Genomic DNA, 21,679 nt, shown 5'->3' on the forward strand with positions numbered 1-21,679 from the left:
ATAAACGATGAGATTAGAACAGCACGATATTGTCACCCTTGATGAAGCCGAATCCGTCGATAGCCTGACAAAAAAACTTGGTGATTTACTGGTTAACCAGAAACTCCGTCTGACCACTGCAGAATCCTGCACTGGCGGGAAACTGGCTTCAGCATTGTGCGCAGCAGAAGATACGCCCTCATTTTACGGTGTGGGTTATGTCACCTTTACTGATGAAGCCAAAGCAAAAATCTTACGCGTACAACGCCACAGTCTTGCCGAACATACCGCCGTCAGCGAAGCGGTCGTTACTGAAATGGCACAGGGCGCTAAGGATCAGGCTGAGGTCAATATCAGCATAGCGATCAGCGGCTATGGCGGTCCGGAAGGCGGCGAAGATGGCACGCCGGCGGGCACCGTTTGGTTTGCCTGGAATATTAACAATACAACTTTTACAAGCCGACAACATTTCAACGGAGATTGTCAGGAAGTATTGGAAAAATGCGTACGATTCGCCCTCGCTGAATTGCTTTTTCTGTTAACGAAGAAAGCATAAACAATAATTTCATCTGACCGGTCAGAATAACTCCCGGTCAGAATAAAAAAATGCGAGCCTATGGCCCGCATCGTATGCGCAATATTTCAGAATATATTTACGAAATATCAGGAGTAAAATTAATTGCCGGATTTCCGTCCGCCACTGTGGCTATTCTGGCCACCTTTTTTACCCGCTTCAGATGCACGCTGTGGGTCGTTTTTAAAGTTCCCACCGCTATGCTGGCCGCCTTTACGACCTGCTTCTGAGGCTTTCTCTTTATCTTCTGCAAAATTACCGGAACCGCCGCGATGTTCTGCCATAATATAATCCTCATGATGATGTTGCGTTTTAAATATGATATGTCTTCTCATATCATGTGATACAGTTCTAAATCTAGTCGCCCTGTGCGCAGTGTCAAATTCATTTCTGCATTATTTACATAACGCCGACACATGGCGGAAAATATATTTTTTGAAAACATCAACAGCGAAGCGGTAATAAATCTTTGGCAATCAAGCCACCACGGGAAAATAAGTAGAAAAATCCGAATGCACGCCCTCTTTATATTCAGACAATTTAACCCCATAAATTTAACTGGCTGTCATCAGAAGTGCAGGATTCATTTTCAGGCGGTTGTTCGACAGTGCCGAACAACCGTATCAGCTTAGCGATCGAGCCCACGATATTGCAACATGGGGTCAATATGCGGTTCATGTCCACGCCAGGCTGAATAAAGCGTTTCTAAATCAGTACTATTCCCCCGGGAAAGGATAGCATCACGAAAACGCTGCCCGTTTTCACGCGTCAGGCCGCCCTGCTCTACAAACCATTGATAACCGTCATCCGCTAACATTTGCGTCCACAGGTAGGCGTAGTATCCCGCTGCGTAGCCGCCGCCGAAGATATGGGCAAAATAACTGCTGCGATAGCGGGGCGGCACTGCCGGTAAATCAAGATGCTCGGCGGCCAGCGCCTGCTGCTCGAACTCAGCGACAGACTGCTCTGCTACGCTCTCCTCCAGCATATGCCAGCGCATATCCAGCAATGCGGCGCCGAGCAATTCAGTCATATCGTAACCTTTATTAAATAAACTCGCCTTGCGCATTTTTTCCTGTAAATCAGCGGGCATTTTTTCACCGCTGTCGACATGACGCGCGTAGCGTTCGAACACGCGTGGATGGCTCGCCCAATGCTCATTAATCTGGGAGGGAAACTCGACAAAGTCGCGGGGCGTATTGGTACCTGAAAGCGTGGCATAGCGCTGAACGGCAAACAAACCATGTAACGTATGACCAAACTCATGGAAGAGCGTAATAACGTCGTCCCAAAGCAGTAATGCAGGCTGCCCATCAACCGGTTTCTGATAGTTACATACATTGTATATAACGGGCCGGGTTTCATTGAGTGTGGATTGCTCGACAAAATTCCCCATCCACGCGCCGCCGCTTTTCGAGTCCCGCGCGAAGAAGTCGCCATAAAATAACGCCATGCCGACACCATCGGAATCGAAAATCTCCCACACCCGAACATCAGGGTGATACACCGGAATGTCAAAACGCTCGACGAAGGTGATGCCGAATAGCTGGTTGGCGGTCCAGAAAACCCCCTCTTGCAACACCGTATTTAAGGCAAAATAGGGCTTCAGTTGCGCTTCATCTAACGCATATTTTTCCCGCCGTACCTGTTCGGCATAGAACATCCAGTCCCAGGCCTGAACGGTGTAGCCACCCTGCTCACCATCAATGACGTTCTGAATTTCCGCCTGTTCATTGAGTACCCGCTGACGCGCTGGCGGCACAATGCCACGCATAAAGCTCAGTGCGGCTTGCGGCGTTTTCGCCATCTGATCGGCCATTTTCCATGCGGCATAATTGGGGAAACCCAGCAGTTTTGCCTGACAGCGACGAATCTCTACCAGACGCTGAACGATAGCGCGGGTATCGTGGGCATCTCCTTTTTCCGCCCGAGTCCATGACGCTGCGAATAAATTTTCGCGGGTCTGGCGATCGCGCAGCGTAGCAAGCGCAGGCTGTTGCGTCGTATTAAGGAGCGGAATGAACCAGCGCTCCTCCAGGCCTTTTTCACGCGCCGCTTCGGCAGCGACGGTCATTTCTTCCGGGCTTAATCCTGCCAGGCAATGCGCATCATCTACCGCCAGCCCGCCCGCTTTACTTGCCGCCAGCAGACGCTGATTAAACTGACTCATTAAGGTCGCGGATTCAGTATTCAATACCTTCAGTCGCGCTTTATCCTCTTCGGCAAGCCGCGCGCCTGCCAACACAAAACGCTGATGGATAACATCGACCAACCGTAGCGACTCATCATCCAGCCCCAGTGAGTGACGCTGTTGCCAGACGGTATCCACGCGAGCGAATAACGCGCTATTCAGATAAATATCGTTGGAGAGCGCCGCCAGCTCGGCAGAAAAGGCCTCATCCAACCGCTGGAGTTCATCGTTAGTGTGTGCGGCCGTCATCGCGAAAAAAACGCTGGTGACGCGTGACAGAAGCGCCCCGCTTTGCTCCAGCGCCAGAAGCGTATTCGTAAAGTCAGGGGCCGCCGGATGATTGACGATGGCCTCGATTTCCACGCGTTTTTGCCGCACGCCCTCATCAAAAGCAGGACGATAATGGCAATCTTTGATCCGATCAAAACGCGGTGCCTGATAAGGCAACATACTCTGGTCTAACAAAGGATTCGTCGACATTTTTCACTCCTGAAAATAGGTTGATCATAAGAGTAAGCTTCCCCCTATGCTGACCGCAACCGTGTTAACCAGGATTACCCTTTCATAAACGCCGCGTGCTATGGTAATACAACACAAAAAGCGTTGAGGAACTGTGTGATGATCGTTTTAGTAACTGGAGCAACCGCAGGGTTTGGCGAGTGCATTGCACGCCGTTTTGTTGAGAATGGACATAAAGTCATTGCCACGGGACGTCGTCATGAACGCCTGCAAGCGTTAAAAGATGAGCTTGGCGAGAACGTATTGACCGCCCAACTGGACGTGCGCAACCGCGCGGCCATCGAAGAGATGATGGCCTCTCTGCCTGCGCAGTGGCGCGATATTGATGTGCTGGTCAATAACGCCGGTCTGGCGCTGGGCCTTGAACCGGCGCATAAAGCCAGCGTAGAAGACTGGGAAACTATGATCGATACTAATAATAAAGGCTTAATTTATATGACCCGCGCCGTGCTGCCAGGAATGGTCGAACGTAATCGCGGTCATATCATTAACATCGGTTCAACCGCCGGCAGTTGGCCTTATGCTGGTGGCAACGTCTATGGCGCGACGAAAGCCTTTGTGCGCCAGTTTAGCCTGAATTTGCGCACGGATTTACACGGCACGGCGGTTCGCGTGACCGACATTGAACCGGGTCTGGTTGGCGGTACCGAGTTTTCCAGCGTCCGTTTCAAAGGCGACGATGAGAAAGCGGGTAAAACTTACGAAAATACCACCGCGCTCACGCCAGAAGACATTACCGAAGCGGTATGGTGGGTGGCCACGCTCCCCGCGCATGTGAATATTAATACCGTTGAAATGATGCCTGTTACCCAATCCTTCGCAGGGCTCAGCGTCCACCGTAGCTAAGGGGTTATACCCGGTCTGCGGGCCGGGTAATCCCTGGCAAACGTATCTGCAACCAGAAACATGATCGGTATAGACCGCCACGGAAAAGTGGTAGAGTATCCGGGTCAACCGCCTAAAAAGTAAGAATGAATGACCGTCGAAACGCAGCTTAACCCTACACAGCCTGTCAACCAGCAAATTTACCGTATTCTTCGGCGTGATATCGTGCATTGTCTTATCCCGCCTGGTACGCCGCTATCAGAAAAAGAGGTCTCAACCCGTTTTAACGTTTCGCGTCAACCGGTGCGCGAGGCTTTTATAAAGCTGGCGGAAAATGGGTTGATTCAGATCCGCCCTCAGCGCGGTAGTTATGTGAATAAGATTTCGCTTTCTCAGGTACAGAATGGCTGCTTTGTTCGGCAGGCGATCGAATGCGCGGTGGTCCGCCGTGCGGCAGCGATGATCACCGATAACCAGTGCTATCAACTGGCACAAAACCTGCACCTGCAACATATTGCTATCGAGCGCAAACAGATTGATGATTTTTTCCAGCTTGATGACGATTTCCACCAAAAACTGGCGCAGATCGCCGATTGCCAGTTAGCGTGGGATACCATTGAAAATATCAAAGCGACAATCGACCGGGTTCGCTATATGAGTCTGGATCATGTTTCTCCACCGGAGATGTTGTTGCGCCAGCACCATGATATTTTCTCCGCGCTGGAAAATCGTGACGGCAATGCGGTTGAGAGCGCAATGACCCAGCATTTGCAGGAAATTAGCGAATCCGTTCAGCTTATCCGTCAGGAAAACAGCGGCTGGTTTAGCGAAGAGTAACCCCCTTTAACGTCGGGGTGAGACGCCTTCTCCGCTTTCTCACCCTGCACATTCCCGCCTAAAAAGCCGTGAGCTTGATCAAAAACAAAAAAAATTCGCAACGATAAGCGTATTTATATGTCGCCCGTCATGCGGGGAAACCTGCGGGCTTTGGCTGTAAGTTTGAAAGGAGAAAACACCATGATGACATACGATCGTAACCGTAACGCAATCACTACCGGTAGCCGGGTCATGATAAGCGGCACGGGTCATACCGGGATTATCAAAGCCATTGAGAGCGAAGGTCTGGATGCAGGTCAAATTCGCCGCGGCAAAACGGTGATTGTCGAAGGTTGTGAAGGTAAATTCGCGCCGGTCGAATTGATTCGTCTTGGCATGAACTGATACCACAGGCCGCCAGGAACCGTTCCGGCCTTCCCGGTAGCATAATGCTACCGGGTCTCTGTTGCGCTACTTCAACCGCTCGGCATATTTCGCCACGCTCGCTTTCGCGCCATATGTCAGTAAACTGTCATAGGCTTCTTGCACTTTTTGCGTAAACCGCGCCGCCTGCGGCAAATCTTTGCCGAAAATTTCTGCCATTCCCAGCAGCGCCTTAACACGACTGGCGCCTTCTTCACTGTTTGCCACGGCGCGCTGAATAACCGGTAATAGCGGATCGCTGACGTCGATCGCCTTACCCTGCTCATCCACGCCGCCAACGTAACGCATCCACCCCGCTACGCCCAGCGCCAGCAAATCAAAATCGCTATGATTAGCAAGATGCCAGCGAACGGAGTCCAGCATACGCTGCGGAAGTTTCTGGCTGCCATCCATCGCAATCTGCCAGGTACGATGACGCAGCGCCGGATTACGGTAACGCGCAATCAACTGATCGGCATAACGCTGTAAATCTACCCCCTGGACTTTCAGCGTTGGCGCCTGCTCGCGTAACATTAACGCCTGCGCGGTCAGACGATAGTTGTCGTCATCCATACAGTCATTAATATGCTGATAGCCGGCAAGATACCCCAGATAAGCCAGGAATGAATGACTGCCGTTAAGCATTCGCAATTTCATCTCTTCAAACGGAACCACGTCGGCGACCAACGTCGCGCCCGCGTTTTCCCACTGCGGACGACCCGCCACAAACGTATCTTCTATCACCCACTGACGAAACGGCTCACAGGCGACACCCGCCGGATCGCGCACGCCGGTCAGTTGTTCGATTTTATCCAGCGTCTCCGGCGTGACCGCAGGGACAATCCGATCAACCATCGTTGACGGAAATGTCACGTTTTGCTCGATCCATATCGCCAGTTCCGCATCCACCTCCCGGGCATAAGCCGTCACAACCTGACGCGTCACATGCCCATTTTCCGGCATGTTGTCGCAGGACATCACGGTAAATGCCGGTAAGCCTGCGGCTTTACGACGCGCTAACGCTTCGACAATAATACCCGGTGCCGTTAGCGGTTGATGCGGATTTTGCAGGTCGGCGGCAATCATGGGATGTTCCAGCAGAAGTTGGCCCGTGGCTGGCGAATGACAATACCCTTTCTCGGTAATGGTCAGAGACACAATCGCTATTTGCGGTTCGCACATCGCCGCCAGCACACGTTCCAGACCATCAACCTGGACATGCAACGCCGCTTTGACGACGCCCACCACACGCGCCGTCCAGGCTTCCGCCGACATCTCCGCCACGGTATAGAGGTTATCCTGCTGCTTTAGATCGGCAATCTGTTGTTCGCCGCCAATAAGATTAACCTCATAATAGCCCCAGTCGCTATGCTGCTCCGCAGCCAGAATATCTGTATAAACTCCCTGATGCGCGCGATGAAACGCGCCAAAACCGAGATGGACCATCCGCGCCGCCAGCGCCGCGCGATCGTAATCAGGAAGCGTCGCCTTTGCCGATAAAAGCCTGTTTTGCATTTTATAACCTCTATATTCTGAAAGCGGAACAGTCGCAGAGTAACGCCTGCCCTGGTGCATTTGGATTTACGCTAATTAAACAAAAGTGACCGGGCAGCATGGCCGAAACCGCATTAGCGTTCCGGCCATACCGTCGACACGATTTAACTCGTCTGGGTTACGGAGTGGCGTAACTTCTCTGCCGCTGTCGCTTCCGCCGCATCCTCAGGCAAGCTCAGATCGCGATCTCTGACCTCCGGCATCAACAACGCAGAAATCAGACCAATACACGAGTAGAGCACCAGCATAATTAAGATGGGCAGCCAGGAATCGGTCATGTTACAAAAGATCCCTGCGAGGACGGGGCCAAAACCGACCGCCACCAGCCCCCCTGCCTCTTTTGAAATCGCCATCCGGGTGAAGCGATTACGCGATCCGAAAATTTCAGCCATGGTGATGTTTTCCAGCGCAAATAATCCCAGCACGGCAAAGTTATGAATAACAATGAGCGCCGCCATAATTACGCCAGGGCTATACGTTTTATCTACCACAATAGACAGCATCGGCCAGGCGAGGATAATCGCGGAGATATTCAATATTATATACGGCAGCCGACGACCGTATTTATCGGACAACCACCCCAAGAGTGGGATAGTGATAAAACCAATTACGGAACTTATCATTAACGCATCGGTTGGGATAGATTTGTTAAATAATAACGTCTGAACTAAATATCCGGCAAGGAAGGTTTGAATAAGCCCGGAATTCCCCGCCTGCCCAAAACGTAAACCGGTGGCCAGCCAGAAAGATTTGCTGGTAAACATCGCGCCCAATGTATTTTCTGACGCAGGCGTTAACGCTGGCGATTTTTCGCCTTCGCTTACTTTTTCGAATACCGGGCTTTCTTTCAGATTCATTCGCAGCCAGATCGCGAATATCATAACAACGACGCTCGCCAGGAAAGGAATACGCCATCCCCAGGCGATCAGTTGTTCGCGTTCAAGCGCAAAGAACATCACCGCCCAGATCGCCGTCGCGCTCAACGTACCGCAGTTGGTGCCCATCGCGACCAGCGAGGAAATGATGCCACGCTTTCCTTTCGGCGCATACTCGGCCAGCATGGTACCCGCGCCGGAAATTTCCGCCCCGGCGCCCAGCCCCTGTATAATTCGCAATGTTACCAGTAATACTGGCGCAAAAATGCCGATTTGCGCATACGTCGGCAGTACGCCAATCAGCGTGGTGCAGATCCCCATCATGGTGATAGTAATAAACAATACTTTTTTTCGTCCGATGCGGTCGCCCATTTTACCAAAAACAAAGGCGCCGATAATTCTGGCTATATAACCTGCACCATAGGTGCCCATTGCCAGAATAAGCGCCATCGCGGCAGACTGTTCCGGGAAAAATATCTCATGGAAGACCAGAGCCGCGCCTAGTGAATATAACTGAAAATCCATAAATTCAAGCGCGGTGCCTAACCAGCCAGATACGGCAGCGCGCACTAAATCCTGAGTCGATCGTTCATGTTTTATTTGTGTCATATAGGCAATCTCTAAGAGGTAAGATGCGTACCACTTACTCGCAATTATTTATATTATTTCGCAAACGTGAGTAAGACTTTGCAGCATTGACGCTGGTCTTTCTCGAAAAGCTCAATCGCGTCGGTGACATGTTGATAATCAAATGTATGCGTTATCAGCTTATCCGGATCAATAAGCCCTTTATTCAGCCAGTCAATCACGACCGGGAATTTATTGGCATTAAGACGCGATGAATAAATAGCCAGCTCTTTTCCGGTAATACCCTGCTGTACAATCTCACACGGGTCGCTGGAAAATCCCATCAGGACAATGCGTGCCGCAGGCGATGCAAGGGTAATCGCCTCTTGCAGGATAGCGGGATGACAGGCGGCATCGACAATCAAGGTCGGTTTTAGCGCCTTCTGCTGTAGAAATTCCGCCAGTGAATGTTGACCATTATTGAGGGTCCAGTCAGCGCCGCTCTGCTTCGCCATCGCTAAACGTTCTTCAATGCGATCAACGACTATGACGGTTTTAACCTGATAAACCCCTTTCAGCGCCTGTACGGTCGTCAGTCCCATCGGGCCTGCGCCATAGATAAGCGCCACGTCCTGTTCGGTTGGATTCACCTGCCCCGTCACATTTGCCGCAATGGTAAACGGCTCAACCATGACGGCATGATGGTCTGCGATGTTGTCCGGTATGCGATAAGCATTACGGGCCGGCGCCACCGCATACTCGCTGAAACCGCCGTCACGATGCACGCCCAGCACCACCAGCGAAGTACACACATTGGGTTTACCGACTGAACAAGGGTAACAATGCCCGCAACTGATCACCGGATCGACGGATACCCGTTCTCCTATCCGGTCGCGATTGACGTTGTCGCCTACCGCGTCGATGACACCGAAAAATTCATGGCCTATGACACGGGGATATTTTGCAAAGGGATTATGTCCCCGATAAATATGACTGTCGGAACCGCAGATACCCGCCAGTTTCACTTTAATACGAACTTCACCCGGCGCAGGCTGCGGAAGCGCGCGCGTTTCGATAGTTAATGTATTCGGTTTTTCGATTACGATGCTTTTCATTTTTCGCTCCTTACCAGTTCCACAGTGTGCCGTCTTCCAGGCGGGCCACCGGCAAATAGGCTGGATCGTACGGATATTTCGCCGCCAGTTTTTCATCGAACTCAATGCCCAGTCCTGGCTTGTCGCCCGGATGCATATAGCCGCCCTCGAACGTCCAGTTATGCGGGAAAACCTCCAGCATCTGTTCGGAGTAGCCCATAAACTCCTGCACACCAAAGTTAGGCACCCACAGGTCGAAATGTAATGCAGCGGCCATACAAACCGGCGACAGATCGGACGGCCCATGCGAACCGGTACGCACCTGGTAGAGCGAGGCAAAATCGGCAATGCGGCGCATCCCGGTAATACCACCGGCATGGGTAAGCGTGGTGCGGATATAGTCAATCAATTGCTCTTCAATGAGCTGTTTGCAATCCCAGATACTGTTAAAGACTTCGCCTACCGCAATCGGCGTGACCGTATGCTGGCGGATCAGGCGGAAGCACGCCTGATTTTCAGCCGGCGTCGGGTCTTCCATCCAGAACAAACGATAGTCTTCAATACATTTGCCAAAGCGGGCAGCCTCAATAGGGGTCAGCCGGTGATGCATATCGTGCAGAAGATGTTCATTAAAACCGAACGTATTACGCACGGCGTCAAACAGCTTTGGCGTAAAATCGAGATACTTTTCCGTTGACCACAATTGTTCTTCCGGCCACTGACCTTTTGTCGCGGGCTCATAGGCCAGCCCCTTGCCTTTCGCCATGCCGTAGGTGGTTTTCATCCCCGGAACGCCGCACTGCACGCGGATTGCTTTGAACCCTTGCTCTTTATGACGCGCGTAGTCTTCCAGCACATCGTCGATGGTGTGGCCTGTGGTATGGCAATACACCATGACGCCTTCACGCGAAGCGCCGCCGAGTAACTGATACAACGGCATATTGGCGGCTTTGGCTTTAATATCCCATAGCGCCATATCAACCGCGGAAATGGCGGACATGGTGACAGGGCCACGGCGCCAGTACGCGCCTTTGTAGAAGAACTGCCAGATATCTTCGATGCGGCGAGCATCCCGCCCGATGAGCTGTGGGCACAGGTGATCGGTAAGGTACGAGGCCACCGGGAGCTCGCGTCCGTTCAGGGTGGCATCCCCCAGACCGGTGATCCCGTCTTCCGTGGTTATCTTTAAGGTGACGAAGTTACGCCCTGGACACGTAACAAAAACTTCAGCCCCTACAATCTTCATTTTTATTCCTTACATCGCATTATGGGATGCAGGAAATTTACCCAACTGAGCTACTACCATACAAGTATATTGATGTAAAAAGCGCTGCCAGATCACAAAATGTTCTGGTCGCGCGGCAATGTTACGTACGTCCCCATCCGACGACGATAATCAGCATTCCACACAGCGCGATCAGCGCGCCGCACCAGTCATAAACCGTGAGCCGGACGCCATCGACAACACGTAACCACAGGAGCGCAGTACAGACATATACCCCGCCGTAAGCCGCATAAACCCGCCCACTCGCCGCCGGATGCAAGGTCAAAAGCCAGACGAATAACGCGAGTGACGCGGCGGCGGGCAGAAGCCACCACACGCTGGCGCCGCGCTTAAGCCATAGCCAGGGAAGAAAACATCCAATGATTTCACAGAGGGCGGTGACAAAGAAAAGCAGAGTCGTCTTTAGCATGAGATTCATTTGGTTACGAAATGATAAGTGATAATACAACAGAATATCGTTACGGTTATCCGGCCATTCTTGTGTATATGCCAGGCATAAGGATTGGTGTAGAATTTACAGGTGGTTTACCGCTTTTTCCCCTCTAATGAAAGGATGTTGTGATGAACAATACGCTGAGCAAACGCCTGTGCCTGACGGCAATGCTTACGTTGGCGGCCGTTGTATATACTACTTCCGCATTCGCTGAAACCAGTAAACTGGTGATTGAATCGGGAGATAGCGCACAAAGTCGTCAGGAAGCGGCGATGGAAAAGGAACAATGGAACGACACTCGCAGTCTGCGTCAGAAAGTGAATACCCGCGCAGAAAAAGAGTGGGACAAAGCCGATGCCGCCTTTGATAACCGAGATAAATGCGAGCAAAGCGCCAACATCAACGCCTATTGGGAACCCAATACGCTGCGGTGTCTGGATCGTCGTACAGGTCGCGTTATTACGCCCTGATGCAGGATAACTAAAAGGAAGTGTAAGGATACAGTATGACAAGTGACTACAAGGTCAGACTGCGCCCGCTTGAGCGTGAAGATTTACGATTTGTCCACCAGCTTGATAATAATGCCAGCGTTATGCGTTACTGGTTTGAAGAGCCGTATGAGGCTTTTGTCGAACTGTCGGATCTCTACGACAAACACATCCACGACCAAAGCGAACGGCGCTTTGTCGTCGAATGCGATGGTGAAAACGCCGGGCTGGTGGAACTGGTGGAAATTAACCATGTGCATCGGCGGGCGGAATTTCAGATTATTATCTCGCCGGAGTACCAGGGAAAAGGCCTGGCGTCACGCGCGGCCAAACTGGCGATGGATTACGGATTTACCGTACTCAATCTCTATAAATTGTATTTGATCGTCGATAAAGAGAATGAAAAAGCGATTCACATCTACCGTAAACTCGGGTTTAGAGTAGAAGGCGAGCTGATTCATGAGTTCTTCATTAACGGCGAATACCGTAACACCATCCGCATGTGTATCTTCCAGCAGCAGTATCTGGATGAACATAAAACGTCCGGTTCTACGCTCCTGAAACCCACCGCGCAGTAAACGCGGCGCGGTAGTCACGGAGAATCGCACCGCGCCCGGTTTAGTAGTAATCGATACGATTTTTAATGGTGTAATGGTGGGACACTGCCGGCTTAACGCTCTCATCGACGATAACAAGCCGGCAGTCAACAGGGTTCGCGTACGCATCATATTCGCAGCTCTGTGTGACGTTGCCGACCTGTCGATCATCCACCCGGCTGACTGCCGTGTAATCCAGCTTTTTACGCGGGTCCGCGGAGGGTTTTGCCGTCACCGAGAGCGTATTCTGCGAGTTTATGGTTGTCTTACCTAGCGGATAGCCTTCGCTATCATAGCGGTACTCGACTTTCATCTCTTTGCCCGTCGCCGATACCACAAAACCGTTGTCGTCCGTTTCCCAGGTCACGCCCGCCGAAGGCAACGCCGCCAGCTGGCACTTCCCCTGTAACTGCACCTTTTTTTCCAGCGTCTGAGCATCCCGGTAATAATTGGCATCCAGCACGAGCGCCAGCCCCGTATTATTCTCCAGATCGTGTAACTCAAGCGTATCAAAACAGCCTTCCTGTGAAAGCGTACCGGTGACCTGCTTCGCCACTTCGCCATTCTCACTCATCAATGTCTGGCTGAAATCCTTTACCGGACCACGTAATGGATCAAAATCAAATTCGTTCGAAAAACTGGCCATTTCCGGCGTAAAAGACTCAAGGGATTTCGGGTTATCACAACCTGCCAGTATCATGCATAATAACGTCAGTAAAAGGGGTTTCTTCACGCGTGTCACCAGGATGAAAAGATATTTATCATCATATTAGCAAATACAGTTATTTACACGAAAAATGCTAAGCTTAGAACATCGTCATTAATCACAGGAGTTCATGATGAAAATCGCAACTGCAATAGCCGCTCTGGCGTTAGTCAGCGCCCCCTCGCTGGTGATGGCGGCACCGGGATCGTGCGAGAGAGTAAAAAGCGATATTGAACAACGTATCATCAATAACGGCGTGCCAGCGGATAATTTTACGCTCACTATCGTTCCTAACGACCAGGCCGATCAGCCGGACTCACAGGTGGTGGGCCATTGCGCGAACGACACGCATAAAATTCTTTATACCCGCACCAGCAGCGGCAATGCGCCAGCCAATACCTCTCCCGCTCAGGACGGTTCATCCGCCGAACCGCAATAACCTCCTCCTGCCCTCCGGGTCCGGAGGGTAACGCTCTTTGACATGGATTAATAATCCTTACTCCCAAAGGGGTAAACTCATTACATCATTAGCATGTTAATAATTTCGTTATAGTTATCAATATATAGCGAAATAATAACGACAATGGAGTGAGTGATGCCCGGAGAAAAGCAACAAACAGGCGTTAGCCGCAGGACGTTAGTGAAATCAGCGGCGCTTGGCTCACTGGCGCTGGCTGCCGGAGGCGTATCTTTACCGTTTGGGATGCGTACCGCGGCCGCGGCGGTGCAGCAGGCCATGCGCAACGAAGAAGATAAAATCGTCTGGGGCGCCTGTTCGGTCAACTGCGGCAGTCGCTGCGCCCTGCGTCTGCATGTAAAAGATAATGAAGTCTGGTGGGTTGAAACTGATAACACTGGCGACGATGTCTACGGCAATCATCAGGTTCGCGCCTGCCTGCGGGGCCGTTCAATCCGTCGGCGTATTAACCATCCGGATCGCCTTAACTATCCCATGAAACGCGTTGGCCGCCGCGGCGAAGGCAAATTTGAACGCATTAGCTGGCAGGAAGCGCTGGACACCATTAGCGCCAGCCTGAAAAAGACCGTAGAGACCTACGGCAATGAAGCCGTTTATATCCACTATTCATCCGGCATCGTAGGCGGCAACATAACCCGCTCGTCGCCTGCCGCCTCGCCGGTGAAGCGTTTGATGAACTGCTACGGCGGTTCGTTGAATCAATACGGCTCATACAGTACCGCGCAAATTTCTTGCGCCATGCCCTACACCTATGGTTCCAACGACGGCAACAGCACATCTGATATCGAAAACAGTAAACTGGTGGTCATGTTCGGCAATAATCCGGCTGAAACACGCATGAGCGGCGGCGGCATTACCTGGTTTCTGGAGCAAGCGCGTGAACGCTCAAATGCGCGCATGATCGTGATAGATCCGCGCTATACCGATACCGCTGCCGGACGTGAAGACGAGTGGATACCTATTCGCCCCGGCACCGACGCCGCGCTGGTGGCGGGAATTGCCTGGGTATTGATTAACGAAAATCTCGTTGACCAGCCTTTTCTCGACAACTATTGCATCGGCTACGATGAAAAGACCCTTCCGGCTGACGCGCCCCCCAATGGCCATTATAAGGCTTATATTTTGGGCCAGGGCGAGGACGGTATCGCCAAAACGCCGCAGTGGGCGTCACACATTACCGGCATCCCCGCCGATCGGATTATCAAACTGGCGCGCGAGATAGGTAGCGTCAAGCCGGCCTACATCTGTCAGGGTTGGGGACCGCAGCGTCAGGCGAACGGCGAACAAACCGCTCGCGCCATCGCCATGTTACCGATTCTGACCGGCAACGTCGGCATTCATGGCGGTAATAGCGGCGCACGCGAATCCACTTACACCATTACCATTGAACGTCTGCCGGTCCTGGAGAATCCCGTTAAAACCGCCATCTCCTGCTTTAGCTGGACGGACGCCATTGCGCGCGGCCCGGAAATGACCGCCCTGCGCGACGGCGTACGCGGCAAAGATAAGCTGGATGTCCCGATCAAATTTCTATGGAACTACGCTGGCAACACCCTGATTAATCAGCATTCGGATATTAATAAAACCCATGAAATTCTTCAGGATGAAGCAAAATGCGAAATGATTGTGGTCATCGACAATTTTATGACCTCTTCCGCGAAGTACGCCGATATTTTACTGCCGGATCTCATGACCGTCGAACAGGAAGATATCATCCCCAATGATTACGCCGGCAATATGGGATATCTGATTTTTATCCAACCGGCGACGACGCCTAAGTTTGAACGCAAGCCCATCTACTGGGTACTCAGCGAAATCGCCAGACGCCTCGGCGACGATGTGTATCAGCGGTTTACCGAAGGCCGTACCCAGGCGCAATGGCTGCAATATCTGTACGCCAAAATGCAGGCAAGAGATCCGGCATTGCCCGCGTATGACGATCTAAAAAAAATGGGCATCTATAAACGTAAAGATCCCAACGGCCATTTTGTCGCCTATAAAAAATTTCGTGAAGATCCGCAGGCCAATCCGTTAAAAACGCCGTCCGGTAAAATCGAAATCTACTCAAGCAAACTCGCTCACATCGCCAGTACCTGGGAGCTGGCGGAAGGCGACGTGATAAGCCCACTGCCGATTTATACCCCTACTTTTGAAGGATGGGACGATCCGAAACGGAGCACCTTCCCGCTACAGCTGTTTGGCTTTCACTATAAATCCCGTACCCATTCAAGCTACGGCAATATTGATGTTCTGCAGGCCGCCTGTCGCCAGGAGGTGTGGATAAATCCGCTCGATGCGCAAAAACGCGGTATCGCGAATGGCGACAGGGTTCGCGTCTTTAACGATCGTGGAGAGGTGCGTCTACCCGCCAAAGTCACGCCGCGTATTCTGCCGGGCGTCAGCGCGATGGGTCAGGGCGCATGGCATAATGCGGATATGGCTGGCGATAAAATTGACCACGGCGCCTGCATCAATACGCTCACGACGCTGCGTCCTTCCCCCCTGGCAAAAGGGAATCCTCAACATACAAATCTGGTGGAAATCGAAAAAATCTAAGCCGCCTGCTCCGGGACGTTTTTACGCGCCCGGAGCTCCCCGTTTTGCGAACACAACGACATTTAAAACTCTTTTTGGATGAGCATAGTGAGCTGTTATGAAAATCACCAACCCTGAGGCATTAATGGCGGCCAGTATCAGCCGACGAAGCCTGGTAAAAACCTCCGCTATCGGTAGCCTTGCGCTTGCCAGTAGCGCTTTCACCCTTCCATTCTCCCGCATCGCCCACGCCGCAGCAGGCCTCGCATCTGGCAATGTGGCAGAAAAAGCGGTCTGGAGTTCATGTACCGTTAACTGCGGCAGCCGCTGTCTGCTACGCCTGCACGTAAAAGATGACACCGTATATTGGGTTGAGTCGGATACCACGGGCAACGATGAATATGGCAACCATCAGGTACGCGCCTGCCTGCGCGGTCGTTCTATTCGTCGCCGGATGAATCATCCCGATCGCCTGAAATATCCGATGAAACGCGTTGGTAAACGAGGAGAAGGCAAATTCGAACGTATCAGTTGGGATGAAGCGTTGGATACCATCGGCGATAACCTGAAACGTATCCTCAAGGACTACGGCAACGAAGCGGTACATGTCCTTTACGGTACCGGCGTGGACGGCGGCAATATTACCAATTCTAACGTACCGTATCGCCTGATGAACGCCTGCGGCGGCTATCTCAGCCGTTACGGTAGCTACAGCACCGCCCAAATCAGCGCGGCCATGAGCTATATGTTCGGCGGCAACGACGGCAACAGTCCGGATGATATCGCCAATACAAAACTGGTGGTGATGTTTGGCAATAACCCCGCGGAAACACGTATGAGCGGCGGCGGCGTGACATACTATGTCGAACAGGCGCGCGAACGCTCCAACGCCCGGATGATCGTGATTGACCCGCGTTATAACGACACTGCCGCCGGCCGCGAAGACGAGTGGCTGCCGATTCGCCCAGGTACCGATGGCGCGCTGGCGGCGGCAATCGCCTGGGTGCTGATTACCGAAGATCTTATTGATAAACCGTTTCTGGATAAATACTGCATCGGCTACGACGAAACTACTCTGCCCGCCTCGGCCCCGCGTAACGCGCACTATAAAGCCTATATTTTGGGTCAGGGCGAAGACGGTATTGCTAAAACGCCGCAATGGGCCGCGCAGATTACCAGTATTCCGGCGGAAAAAATCATTCAACTGGCGCGGGAAATCGGCTCGGCGAAACCGGCTTACATTTGCCAGGGCTGGGGACCGCAACGCCACTCTAACGGGGAGCAGACCGCACGCGCAATCGCCATGCTGTCTGTACTCACCGGTAACGTCGGCATAAATGGCGGTAATTCCGGCGTGCGCGAAGGCACCTGGGATCTGGGCGTCGAATGGTTTTCTATGCTGGAGAACCCGGTAAAAACCCAGATTTCGGTCTTTACCTGGACCGACGCTATCGATCATGGCGCGGAAATGACCGCCACGCGCGACGGCGTGCGGGGAAAAGACAAGCTCGACGTGCCGATCAAATTTTTGTGGTGCTACGCCAGTAATACGCTGATCAATCAGCATGGCGACATCGCCCACACCCACGAGGTGCTTCAGGACGACAGTAAATGTGAAATGATCGTCGGCATCGAGCACTTTATGACCGCGTCGGCAAAATATTGCGACATTCTGCTGCCTGATTTAATGCCGACCGAGCAGGAAGATCTGATTTCCCACGAATCCGCAGGCAATATGGGCTATGTCATTCTTGGTCAGCCCGCCACCTCGCCGAAATTTGAAAGAAAGCCCATTTACTGGACGCTCAGTGAAGTGGCTAAACGGCTTGGTCCGGACGTATACCAGACCTTCACAGAAGGCCGCACGCAGCATGAGTGGGTCAAATACCTGCACGCAAAAACCAAAGCGCGTAACCCGGAAATGCCGGATTACGAAGAGATGAAACAGACAGGGATTTTCAAGAAAAAATGCCCGGAGGAGCACTACGTCGCTTTCCGCGCCTTCCGCGAAGACCCTGCCGCCAACCCACTGAAAACGCCGTCCGGTAAAATCGAAATCTATTCCGAGCGTCTGGCAACCCTCGCCGACACATGGGAGCTGAAGAAAGATGAGATTATCCATCCTTTACCCGCCTATACGCCAGGCTTTGACGGTTGGGACGATCCGCTTCGTCAGCGCTACCCGCTACAGCTAACCGGCTTCCACTATAAAGCGCGTACCCACTCCAGCTACGGCAATATCGACGTCCTGCAACAGGCATGTCCGCAGGAGATCTGGATCAACCCGATTGATGCGCAAGCACGCGGCATTCAGCACGGCGACACCGTGCGGGTCTTTAACCAGAACGGAGAGATGCTCATTCCGGCAAAAGTCACGCCGCGCATATTGCCTGGCGTCACCGCTATCGGCCAGGGCGCCTGGTTAAATGCCGACATGTTTGGCGACAAAATCGATCGCGGCGGCTCCATTAACATTCTGACGTCGCACCGGCCTTCCCCACTGGCGAAAGGTAATCCGTCACACAGTAATCTTGTTCAGGTTGAAAAGGCGTAAGGAGTAACCGATGACAACCCAGTATGGATTTTTTATTGATTCCAGTTGTTGCACCGGTTGCAAAACCTGCGAACTGGCCTGCAAGGACTACAAAGATCTCACTCCCGACGTCAGTTTCCGGCGGATATATGAATACGCAGGCGGCGACTGGCAGGAAGATAACGGCGTCTGGCACCAGAACGTCTTTGCCTACTATCTCTCCATTTCGTGCAACCACTGCGAAGACCCGGCCTGTACCAAAGTCTGCCCGAGCGGCGCGATGCACAAGCGCGATGACGGTTTTGTGGTGGTGAATGAAGAGGTCTGTATCGGTTGCCGCTATTGCCACATGGCCTGCCCGTACGGCGCGCCGCAGTACAACGCGGCCAAAGGTCATATGACCAAGTGCGATGGCTGTTATGACCGGGTGGCGGAAGGCAAGAAACCGATTTGCGTGGAGTCCTGCCCGCTGCGGGCGCTGGATTTTGGCCCGATAGACGAACTGCGTAAAAAACACGGTGAGCTGGCTGCCGTCGCGCCGCTGCCGCGCGCGCATTTCACGAAGCCGAATATTGTGATTAAACCCAACGCCAACAGCCGCCCGACCGGGGACACCACCGGTTATCTGGCCAATCCGAAGGAGGTATAAGATGGGAAGTGGATGGCATGAATGGCCGTTGATGATCTTCACGGTCTTTGGTCAGTGCGTGGTCGGCGCGTTAATCGTTAGCGGACTGGGCTGGCTGACGGCAAAAGACGATACCATCGCCCGTCAGCGCATCGTGCGCAGCATGTTTTTTCTGTGGCTGGTGATGGGACTGGGATTCCTCGCGTCGATTATGCATCTCGGCTCGCCGATGCGCGCGTTTAACTCGCTTAACCGCGTAGGCGCTTCCGCTCTGAGTAATGAAATCGCCGCAGGATCGGTGTTCTTTGCCGTAGGCGGCATCTGGTGGCTGGTGGCGGTACTCGGTAAAATGCCCCCGGCGCTGGGTAAAGTGTGGCTGCTGGTCAGTATGGCGCTCGGCGTTGCATTCATCTGGGCAATGACGCTCGTTTATCAGATAGATACCGTGCCAACCTGGTATAATGGCTACACCACGCTGGCCTTTTTCCTCACGGCATTCCTGTGCGGCCCGGTGTTTGCGGCGTTACTGCTACGCATCGCGCGCGTCCCATTTTGCAGCGTGACGTTTGCCAGTATTAGCGGCCTGGCGTTGGTGGTGTGCGTGGCGGTCATCGTACTACAAGGGCTGTCTCTCTCAACCATTCACAGTTCCGTGCAACAGGCCAGCCATCTCGCACCGGATTACGGTATGCTACAGGTCTGGCGCATTGTCTTGCTTGCTGCCGGATTAGGCTGCTGGCTATGTCCGCTAATCCGTCGCCGCGAACCGCATACCGTTGGTTTGCTGCTCGGTGTCGTGCTGGTGCTGGCAGGCGAAATTATTGGCCGCGGACTTTTTTATGGCCTGCATATGACCATAGGTATGGCCGTCGCAGGTTAATTTATGCGTGCGGGGCGACCCGCACCTTTCGGGATTGTTTGAATGACCACTTTTTTACAACGTGATGATTTTGCAGTAACGGCGCGTGTTCTCGGCGCGTTGTTTTATTATTCGCCGGAAAGCCACGAAACCGCTCCTCTGGTTCAGGCGCTATTAACCGACGACTGGCAGGCGCAGTGGCCGCTTGATGCCGAGGCGCTTGCGCCTGTGGCGGCTATGTTTAAGACCCACAGCGAAGAGTCGTTGCCACAGGCCTGGCAGCGTCTGTTTATCGGCCCTTACGCTCTGCCGTCTCCGCCGTGGGGTTCCGTCTGGCTGGATCGTGAGAGCGTATTATTTGGCGATTCTACATTGGCGCTACGTCAGTGGATGCGCGAAAACGGGATTCAGTTTGAAATGCAACAAAACGAGCCAGAAGATCATTTTGGGTCGCTGTTGCTGCTGGCGGCCTGGCTTGCCGAGAATGATCGTCATCATGAATGCGAACAACTCCTGGCCTGGCATCTGTTTCCGTGGTCGTCCCGCTTTCTGGACGTATTTATCGATCATGCCGGGCATCCGTTTTATCAGGCGTTGGGGCAACTGGCGCGTCTGACGCTGGCGCAATGGCAAGCTCAACTCATTATTCCCGTCGCTGTAAAACCGTTATTCCGTTAATCCCCACAAAAGGCAGGATTTTACCTGCCTTTTCTCCCATTGCGGCCTATTTTTATCTACAAAAAGTGACAACGTCACACTACGTTTCTATTTTTAAGATAATTCTTTATCGTGAATGTTCACGCGAAGCCGCATAAGGGCAAAACATAATTGTTAATAGATGTTTAACAGTGTTAAACATCACGCTCCGCTGGAATCCTTCCCAACCTGTTGCTATAGCTCAAAGTACCCTGCCGGAACATGGCATAACAACACGCGACTCTTAACGTCGCCATAACACATGCAAACAGGGAGACACACCGCAATGCACACCCTCACCCTAAAACGCGTACTTGGGTTCACTATCGTCATTTTGCTGTTACTGGCGCTGTTTATCTGGGGAATCGGTCTGGAGACGCTGAAAGCGCGTCAGGTCGATCTGCTGTATCTCGGACAACGGCATTTGATGCTGGTCTTTACGTCCATGTTTTTTGCTTTACTGGTCGGTATCCCGAGTGGGATTTTACTCAGCCGACCTGCGGCAAAAGGATTTGCTGAATATGTCATGCAAATCTTTAATGTTGGTAATACCTTGCCGCCGCTGGCCGTTCTGGCCTTAGCGATGGTGATTATCGGGATCGGCGATACGCCCGCCATTGTCGCGCTATTTCTGGCCTCCCTTCTGCCTATCGTCCGCAATACCTATGCAGGCCTCTGTTCCGTCCCCGCCTCACTGATTGAAGCGGCGAACGGGATTGGGATGACAAAATGGCAGCGGCTTCGCCAGGTAGAGCTACCTAATGCGTGGCCAGTGATGCTGTCCGGTATTCGCATCGCGACCGCCATCAATGTCGGCACCGCGCCGCTGGCCTTTCTGATCGGCGCCAGCAGCTACGGCGAGCTGATTTTCCCGGGGATTTATCTCAACGATTTTCCGACGTTGATCCTCGGCGCAACGGCCACGGCATTATTCGCGCTGATTCTTGACACTCTGCTTGCCTGGTTTGGGCGACGCCTTAGCCCTCATACCGTCTGAACGCATAAATAACAATAAGGAGCGTTAA

General features: G+C 52.6%; 21 protein-coding genes. 13 read left to right on the forward strand and 8 right to left on the reverse strand.

Translation table 11 applies throughout. The features are described 5' to 3' along the window. Nucleotides 1–7 precede the first annotated feature (7 nt). The gene (locus K8W53_RS11905) at nt 8–535 is read left to right on the forward strand and encodes a 2-oxo-tetronate isomerase (RefSeq protein ID WP_001235357.1); all 528 of its coding nucleotides are present in this window, start codon (nt 8–10) and stop codon (nt 533–535) included. A gap of 119 nt (nt 536–654) precedes the next feature. On the opposite strand, the gene K8W53_RS11910 is transcribed toward K8W53_RS11905, so the two are convergent. Both K8W53_RS11910 and dcp read right to left on the reverse strand, forming a co-directional pair. Then, a complete protein-coding gene (locus K8W53_RS11910; RefSeq protein WP_000807642.1) occupies nt 655–837 on the reverse strand; it encodes a general stress protein in 183 nt (60 codons plus the stop codon). Nucleotides 838–1,181: 344 nt separating this feature from the next. Next, the gene (gene dcp / locus K8W53_RS11915; protein ID WP_023224960.1) at nt 1,182–3,224 is read right to left on the reverse strand and encodes a peptidyl-dipeptidase Dcp; all 2,043 of its coding nucleotides are present in this window, start codon (nt 3,222–3,224) and stop codon (nt 1,182–1,184) included. Between the two features lie 138 nt (nt 3,225–3,362). Between dcp and ydfG the strand changes: the two genes are divergently transcribed. The 3 genes from ydfG (at nt 3,363) to ydfZ (ending at nt 5,309) form a co-directional block, all read left to right on the forward strand. Further along, a complete protein-coding gene (gene ydfG / locus K8W53_RS11920; protein WP_000636564.1) occupies nt 3,363–4,109 on the forward strand; it encodes a bifunctional NADP-dependent 3-hydroxy acid dehydrogenase/3-hydroxypropionate dehydrogenase YdfG in 747 nt (248 codons plus the stop codon). Between the two features lie 129 nt (nt 4,110–4,238). After that, a complete protein-coding gene (locus K8W53_RS11925) occupies nt 4,239–4,925 on the forward strand; it encodes a GntR family transcriptional regulator (RefSeq protein WP_000215563.1) in 687 nt (228 codons plus the stop codon). A gap of 180 nt (nt 4,926–5,105) precedes the next feature. After that, nucleotides 5,106–5,309, forward strand: coding sequence for a putative selenium delivery protein YdfZ (ydfZ, locus tag K8W53_RS11930; protein ID WP_000989267.1), 204 nt, complete (start codon nt 5,106–5,108; stop codon nt 5,307–5,309). Between the two features lie 66 nt (nt 5,310–5,375). Here the strand turns inward: ydfZ and K8W53_RS11935 are convergent, their stop codons facing one another. The 5 genes from K8W53_RS11935 to K8W53_RS11955 form a co-directional block, all read right to left on the reverse strand. After that, nucleotides 5,376–6,842, reverse strand: a complete 1,467-nt coding sequence (locus K8W53_RS11935) for a mannitol dehydrogenase family protein (protein ID WP_023224958.1) — start codon at nt 6,840–6,842, stop codon at nt 5,376–5,378. Between the two features lie 143 nt (nt 6,843–6,985). Beyond that, a complete protein-coding gene (locus tag K8W53_RS11940) occupies nt 6,986–8,365 on the reverse strand; it encodes an MFS transporter (RefSeq protein WP_023224957.1) in 1,380 nt (459 codons plus the stop codon). 53 nt (nt 8,366–8,418) lie between these two features. Next, complete coding sequence (locus K8W53_RS11945) at nt 8,419–9,438, reverse strand: Zn-dependent oxidoreductase (RefSeq protein ID WP_023206416.1); 1,020 nt, start codon at nt 9,436–9,438, stop codon at nt 8,419–8,421. A gap of 10 nt (nt 9,439–9,448) precedes the next feature. After that, nucleotides 9,449–10,663, reverse strand: coding sequence for a starvation-sensing protein RspA (rspA, locus tag K8W53_RS11950; protein ID WP_000706264.1), 1,215 nt, complete (start codon nt 10,661–10,663; stop codon nt 9,449–9,451). A 121-nt stretch (nt 10,664–10,784) separates the two neighbouring features. Continuing rightward, nucleotides 10,785–11,111 carry a YnfA family protein gene (locus tag K8W53_RS11955; RefSeq protein ID WP_000921389.1) on the reverse strand — a complete coding sequence of 109 codons (327 nt, stop codon included), beginning with the start codon at nt 11,109–11,111 and terminating at the stop codon, nt 10,785–10,787. Between the two features lie 152 nt (nt 11,112–11,263). Between K8W53_RS11955 and K8W53_RS11960 the strand changes: the two genes are divergently transcribed. Together K8W53_RS11960 and speG are read left to right on the forward strand one after the other, a co-directional pair. Continuing rightward, nucleotides 11,264–11,605, forward strand: a complete 342-nt coding sequence (locus K8W53_RS11960) for a DUF1283 family protein (RefSeq protein ID WP_001066440.1) — start codon at nt 11,264–11,266, stop codon at nt 11,603–11,605. Nucleotides 11,606–11,640: 35 nt separating this feature from the next. After that, complete coding sequence (speG, locus tag K8W53_RS11965) at nt 11,641–12,201, forward strand: spermidine N1-acetyltransferase (protein ID WP_000199997.1); 561 nt, start codon at nt 11,641–11,643, stop codon at nt 12,199–12,201. A gap of 40 nt (nt 12,202–12,241) precedes the next feature. Here speG and K8W53_RS11970 read toward each other — a convergent pair whose 3' ends face one another. Then, nucleotides 12,242–12,952 (reverse strand): YnfC family lipoprotein, encoded by a 711-nt coding sequence (locus K8W53_RS11970; RefSeq protein WP_000743122.1) that lies wholly within the window; start codon nt 12,950–12,952, stop codon nt 12,242–12,244. 103 nt (nt 12,953–13,055) lie between these two features. Here K8W53_RS11970 and K8W53_RS11975 point away from each other — a divergent pair, with 103 nt between their 5' ends. The 7 genes from K8W53_RS11975 to osmY all read left to right on the forward strand — a co-directional run bounded on the left by K8W53_RS11975 (nt 13,056) and on the right by osmY (nt 21,651). Beyond that, entirely contained in the window at nt 13,056–13,364 is a 309-nt protein-coding gene (locus K8W53_RS11975; RefSeq protein ID WP_000975516.1) for a DUF1161 domain-containing protein, read from the forward strand. 156 nt (nt 13,365–13,520) lie between these two features. After that, nucleotides 13,521–15,959: a selenate/tellurate reductase subunit YnfE gene (ynfE, locus tag K8W53_RS11980; protein ID WP_048348846.1), complete on the forward strand. Its 2,439-nt coding sequence runs from the start codon at nt 13,521–13,523 to the stop codon at nt 15,957–15,959. 97 nt (nt 15,960–16,056) lie between these two features. Then, nucleotides 16,057–18,492 carry a selenate/tellurate reductase subunit YnfF gene (ynfF, locus tag K8W53_RS11985; protein ID WP_023220677.1) on the forward strand — a complete coding sequence of 812 codons (2,436 nt, stop codon included), beginning with the start codon at nt 16,057–16,059 and terminating at the stop codon, nt 18,490–18,492. A gap of 10 nt (nt 18,493–18,502) precedes the next feature. Continuing rightward, complete coding sequence (gene dmsB / locus K8W53_RS11990) at nt 18,503–19,120, forward strand: dimethylsulfoxide reductase iron-sulfur subunit DmsB (RefSeq protein ID WP_052939364.1); 618 nt, start codon at nt 18,503–18,505, stop codon at nt 19,118–19,120. Nucleotide 19,121: 1 nt separating this feature from the next. Beyond that, nucleotides 19,122–19,979: a dimethyl sulfoxide reductase anchor subunit family protein gene (locus K8W53_RS11995; RefSeq protein WP_023224952.1), complete on the forward strand. Its 858-nt coding sequence runs from the start codon at nt 19,122–19,124 to the stop codon at nt 19,977–19,979. Between the two features lie 42 nt (nt 19,980–20,021). Then, complete coding sequence (gene dmsD / locus K8W53_RS12000; RefSeq protein ID WP_000206565.1) at nt 20,022–20,636, forward strand: Tat proofreading chaperone DmsD; 615 nt, start codon at nt 20,022–20,024, stop codon at nt 20,634–20,636. A 304-nt stretch (nt 20,637–20,940) separates the two neighbouring features. Then, entirely contained in the window at nt 20,941–21,651 is a 711-nt protein-coding gene (gene osmY / locus K8W53_RS12005; protein ID WP_000557304.1) for an osmoprotectant ABC transporter permease OsmY, read from the forward strand. Nucleotides 21,652–21,679: the final 28 nt, after the last annotated feature.

Origin of the sequence: Salmonella sp. A29-2 (assembly GCF_020150755.1) — a bacterium.
Classification (GTDB): Bacteria; Pseudomonadota; Gammaproteobacteria; order Enterobacterales; family Enterobacteriaceae; genus Salmonella; species Salmonella enterica.

Coding starts and splice junctions, on each gene's coding strand:
- K8W53_RS11905 (WP_001235357.1), top strand. CDS start 8: ATGAGATTAGAACAGCACGATATTGTCACCCTTGATGAAGCCGAATCC.
- K8W53_RS11910 (WP_000807642.1), bottom strand. CDS start 837: ATGGCAGAACATCGCGGCGGTTCCGGTAATTTTGCAGAAGATAAAGAG.
- dcp (WP_023224960.1), bottom strand. CDS start 3,224: ATGTCGACGAATCCTTTGTTAGACCAGAGTATGTTGCCTTATCAGGCA.
- ydfG (WP_000636564.1), top strand. CDS start 3,363: ATGATCGTTTTAGTAACTGGAGCAACCGCAGGGTTTGGCGAGTGCATT.
- K8W53_RS11925 (WP_000215563.1), top strand. CDS start 4,239: ATGACCGTCGAAACGCAGCTTAACCCTACACAGCCTGTCAACCAGCAA.
- ydfZ (WP_000989267.1), top strand. CDS start 5,106: ATGATGACATACGATCGTAACCGTAACGCAATCACTACCGGTAGCCGG.
- K8W53_RS11935 (WP_023224958.1), bottom strand. CDS start 6,842: ATGCAAAACAGGCTTTTATCGGCAAAGGCGACGCTTCCTGATTACGAT.
- K8W53_RS11940 (WP_023224957.1), bottom strand. CDS start 8,365: ATGACACAAATAAAACATGAACGATCGACTCAGGATTTAGTGCGCGCT.
- K8W53_RS11945 (WP_023206416.1), bottom strand. CDS start 9,438: ATGAAAAGCATCGTAATCGAAAAACCGAATACATTAACTATCGAAACG.
- rspA (WP_000706264.1), bottom strand. CDS start 10,663: ATGAAGATTGTAGGGGCTGAAGTTTTTGTTACGTGTCCAGGGCGTAAC.
- K8W53_RS11955 (WP_000921389.1), bottom strand. CDS start 11,111: ATGCTAAAGACGACTCTGCTTTTCTTTGTCACCGCCCTCTGTGAAATC.
- K8W53_RS11960 (WP_001066440.1), top strand. CDS start 11,264: ATGAACAATACGCTGAGCAAACGCCTGTGCCTGACGGCAATGCTTACG.
- speG (WP_000199997.1), top strand. CDS start 11,641: ATGACAAGTGACTACAAGGTCAGACTGCGCCCGCTTGAGCGTGAAGAT.
- K8W53_RS11975 (WP_000975516.1), top strand. CDS start 13,056: ATGATGAAAATCGCAACTGCAATAGCCGCTCTGGCGTTAGTCAGCGCC.
- ynfE (WP_048348846.1), top strand. CDS start 13,521: ATGCCCGGAGAAAAGCAACAAACAGGCGTTAGCCGCAGGACGTTAGTG.
- ynfF (WP_023220677.1), top strand. CDS start 16,057: ATGAAAATCACCAACCCTGAGGCATTAATGGCGGCCAGTATCAGCCGA.
- dmsB (WP_052939364.1), top strand. CDS start 18,503: ATGACAACCCAGTATGGATTTTTTATTGATTCCAGTTGTTGCACCGGT.
- K8W53_RS11995 (WP_023224952.1), top strand. CDS start 19,122: ATGGGAAGTGGATGGCATGAATGGCCGTTGATGATCTTCACGGTCTTT.
- dmsD (WP_000206565.1), top strand. CDS start 20,022: ATGACCACTTTTTTACAACGTGATGATTTTGCAGTAACGGCGCGTGTT.
- osmY (WP_000557304.1), top strand. CDS start 20,941: ATGCACACCCTCACCCTAAAACGCGTACTTGGGTTCACTATCGTCATT.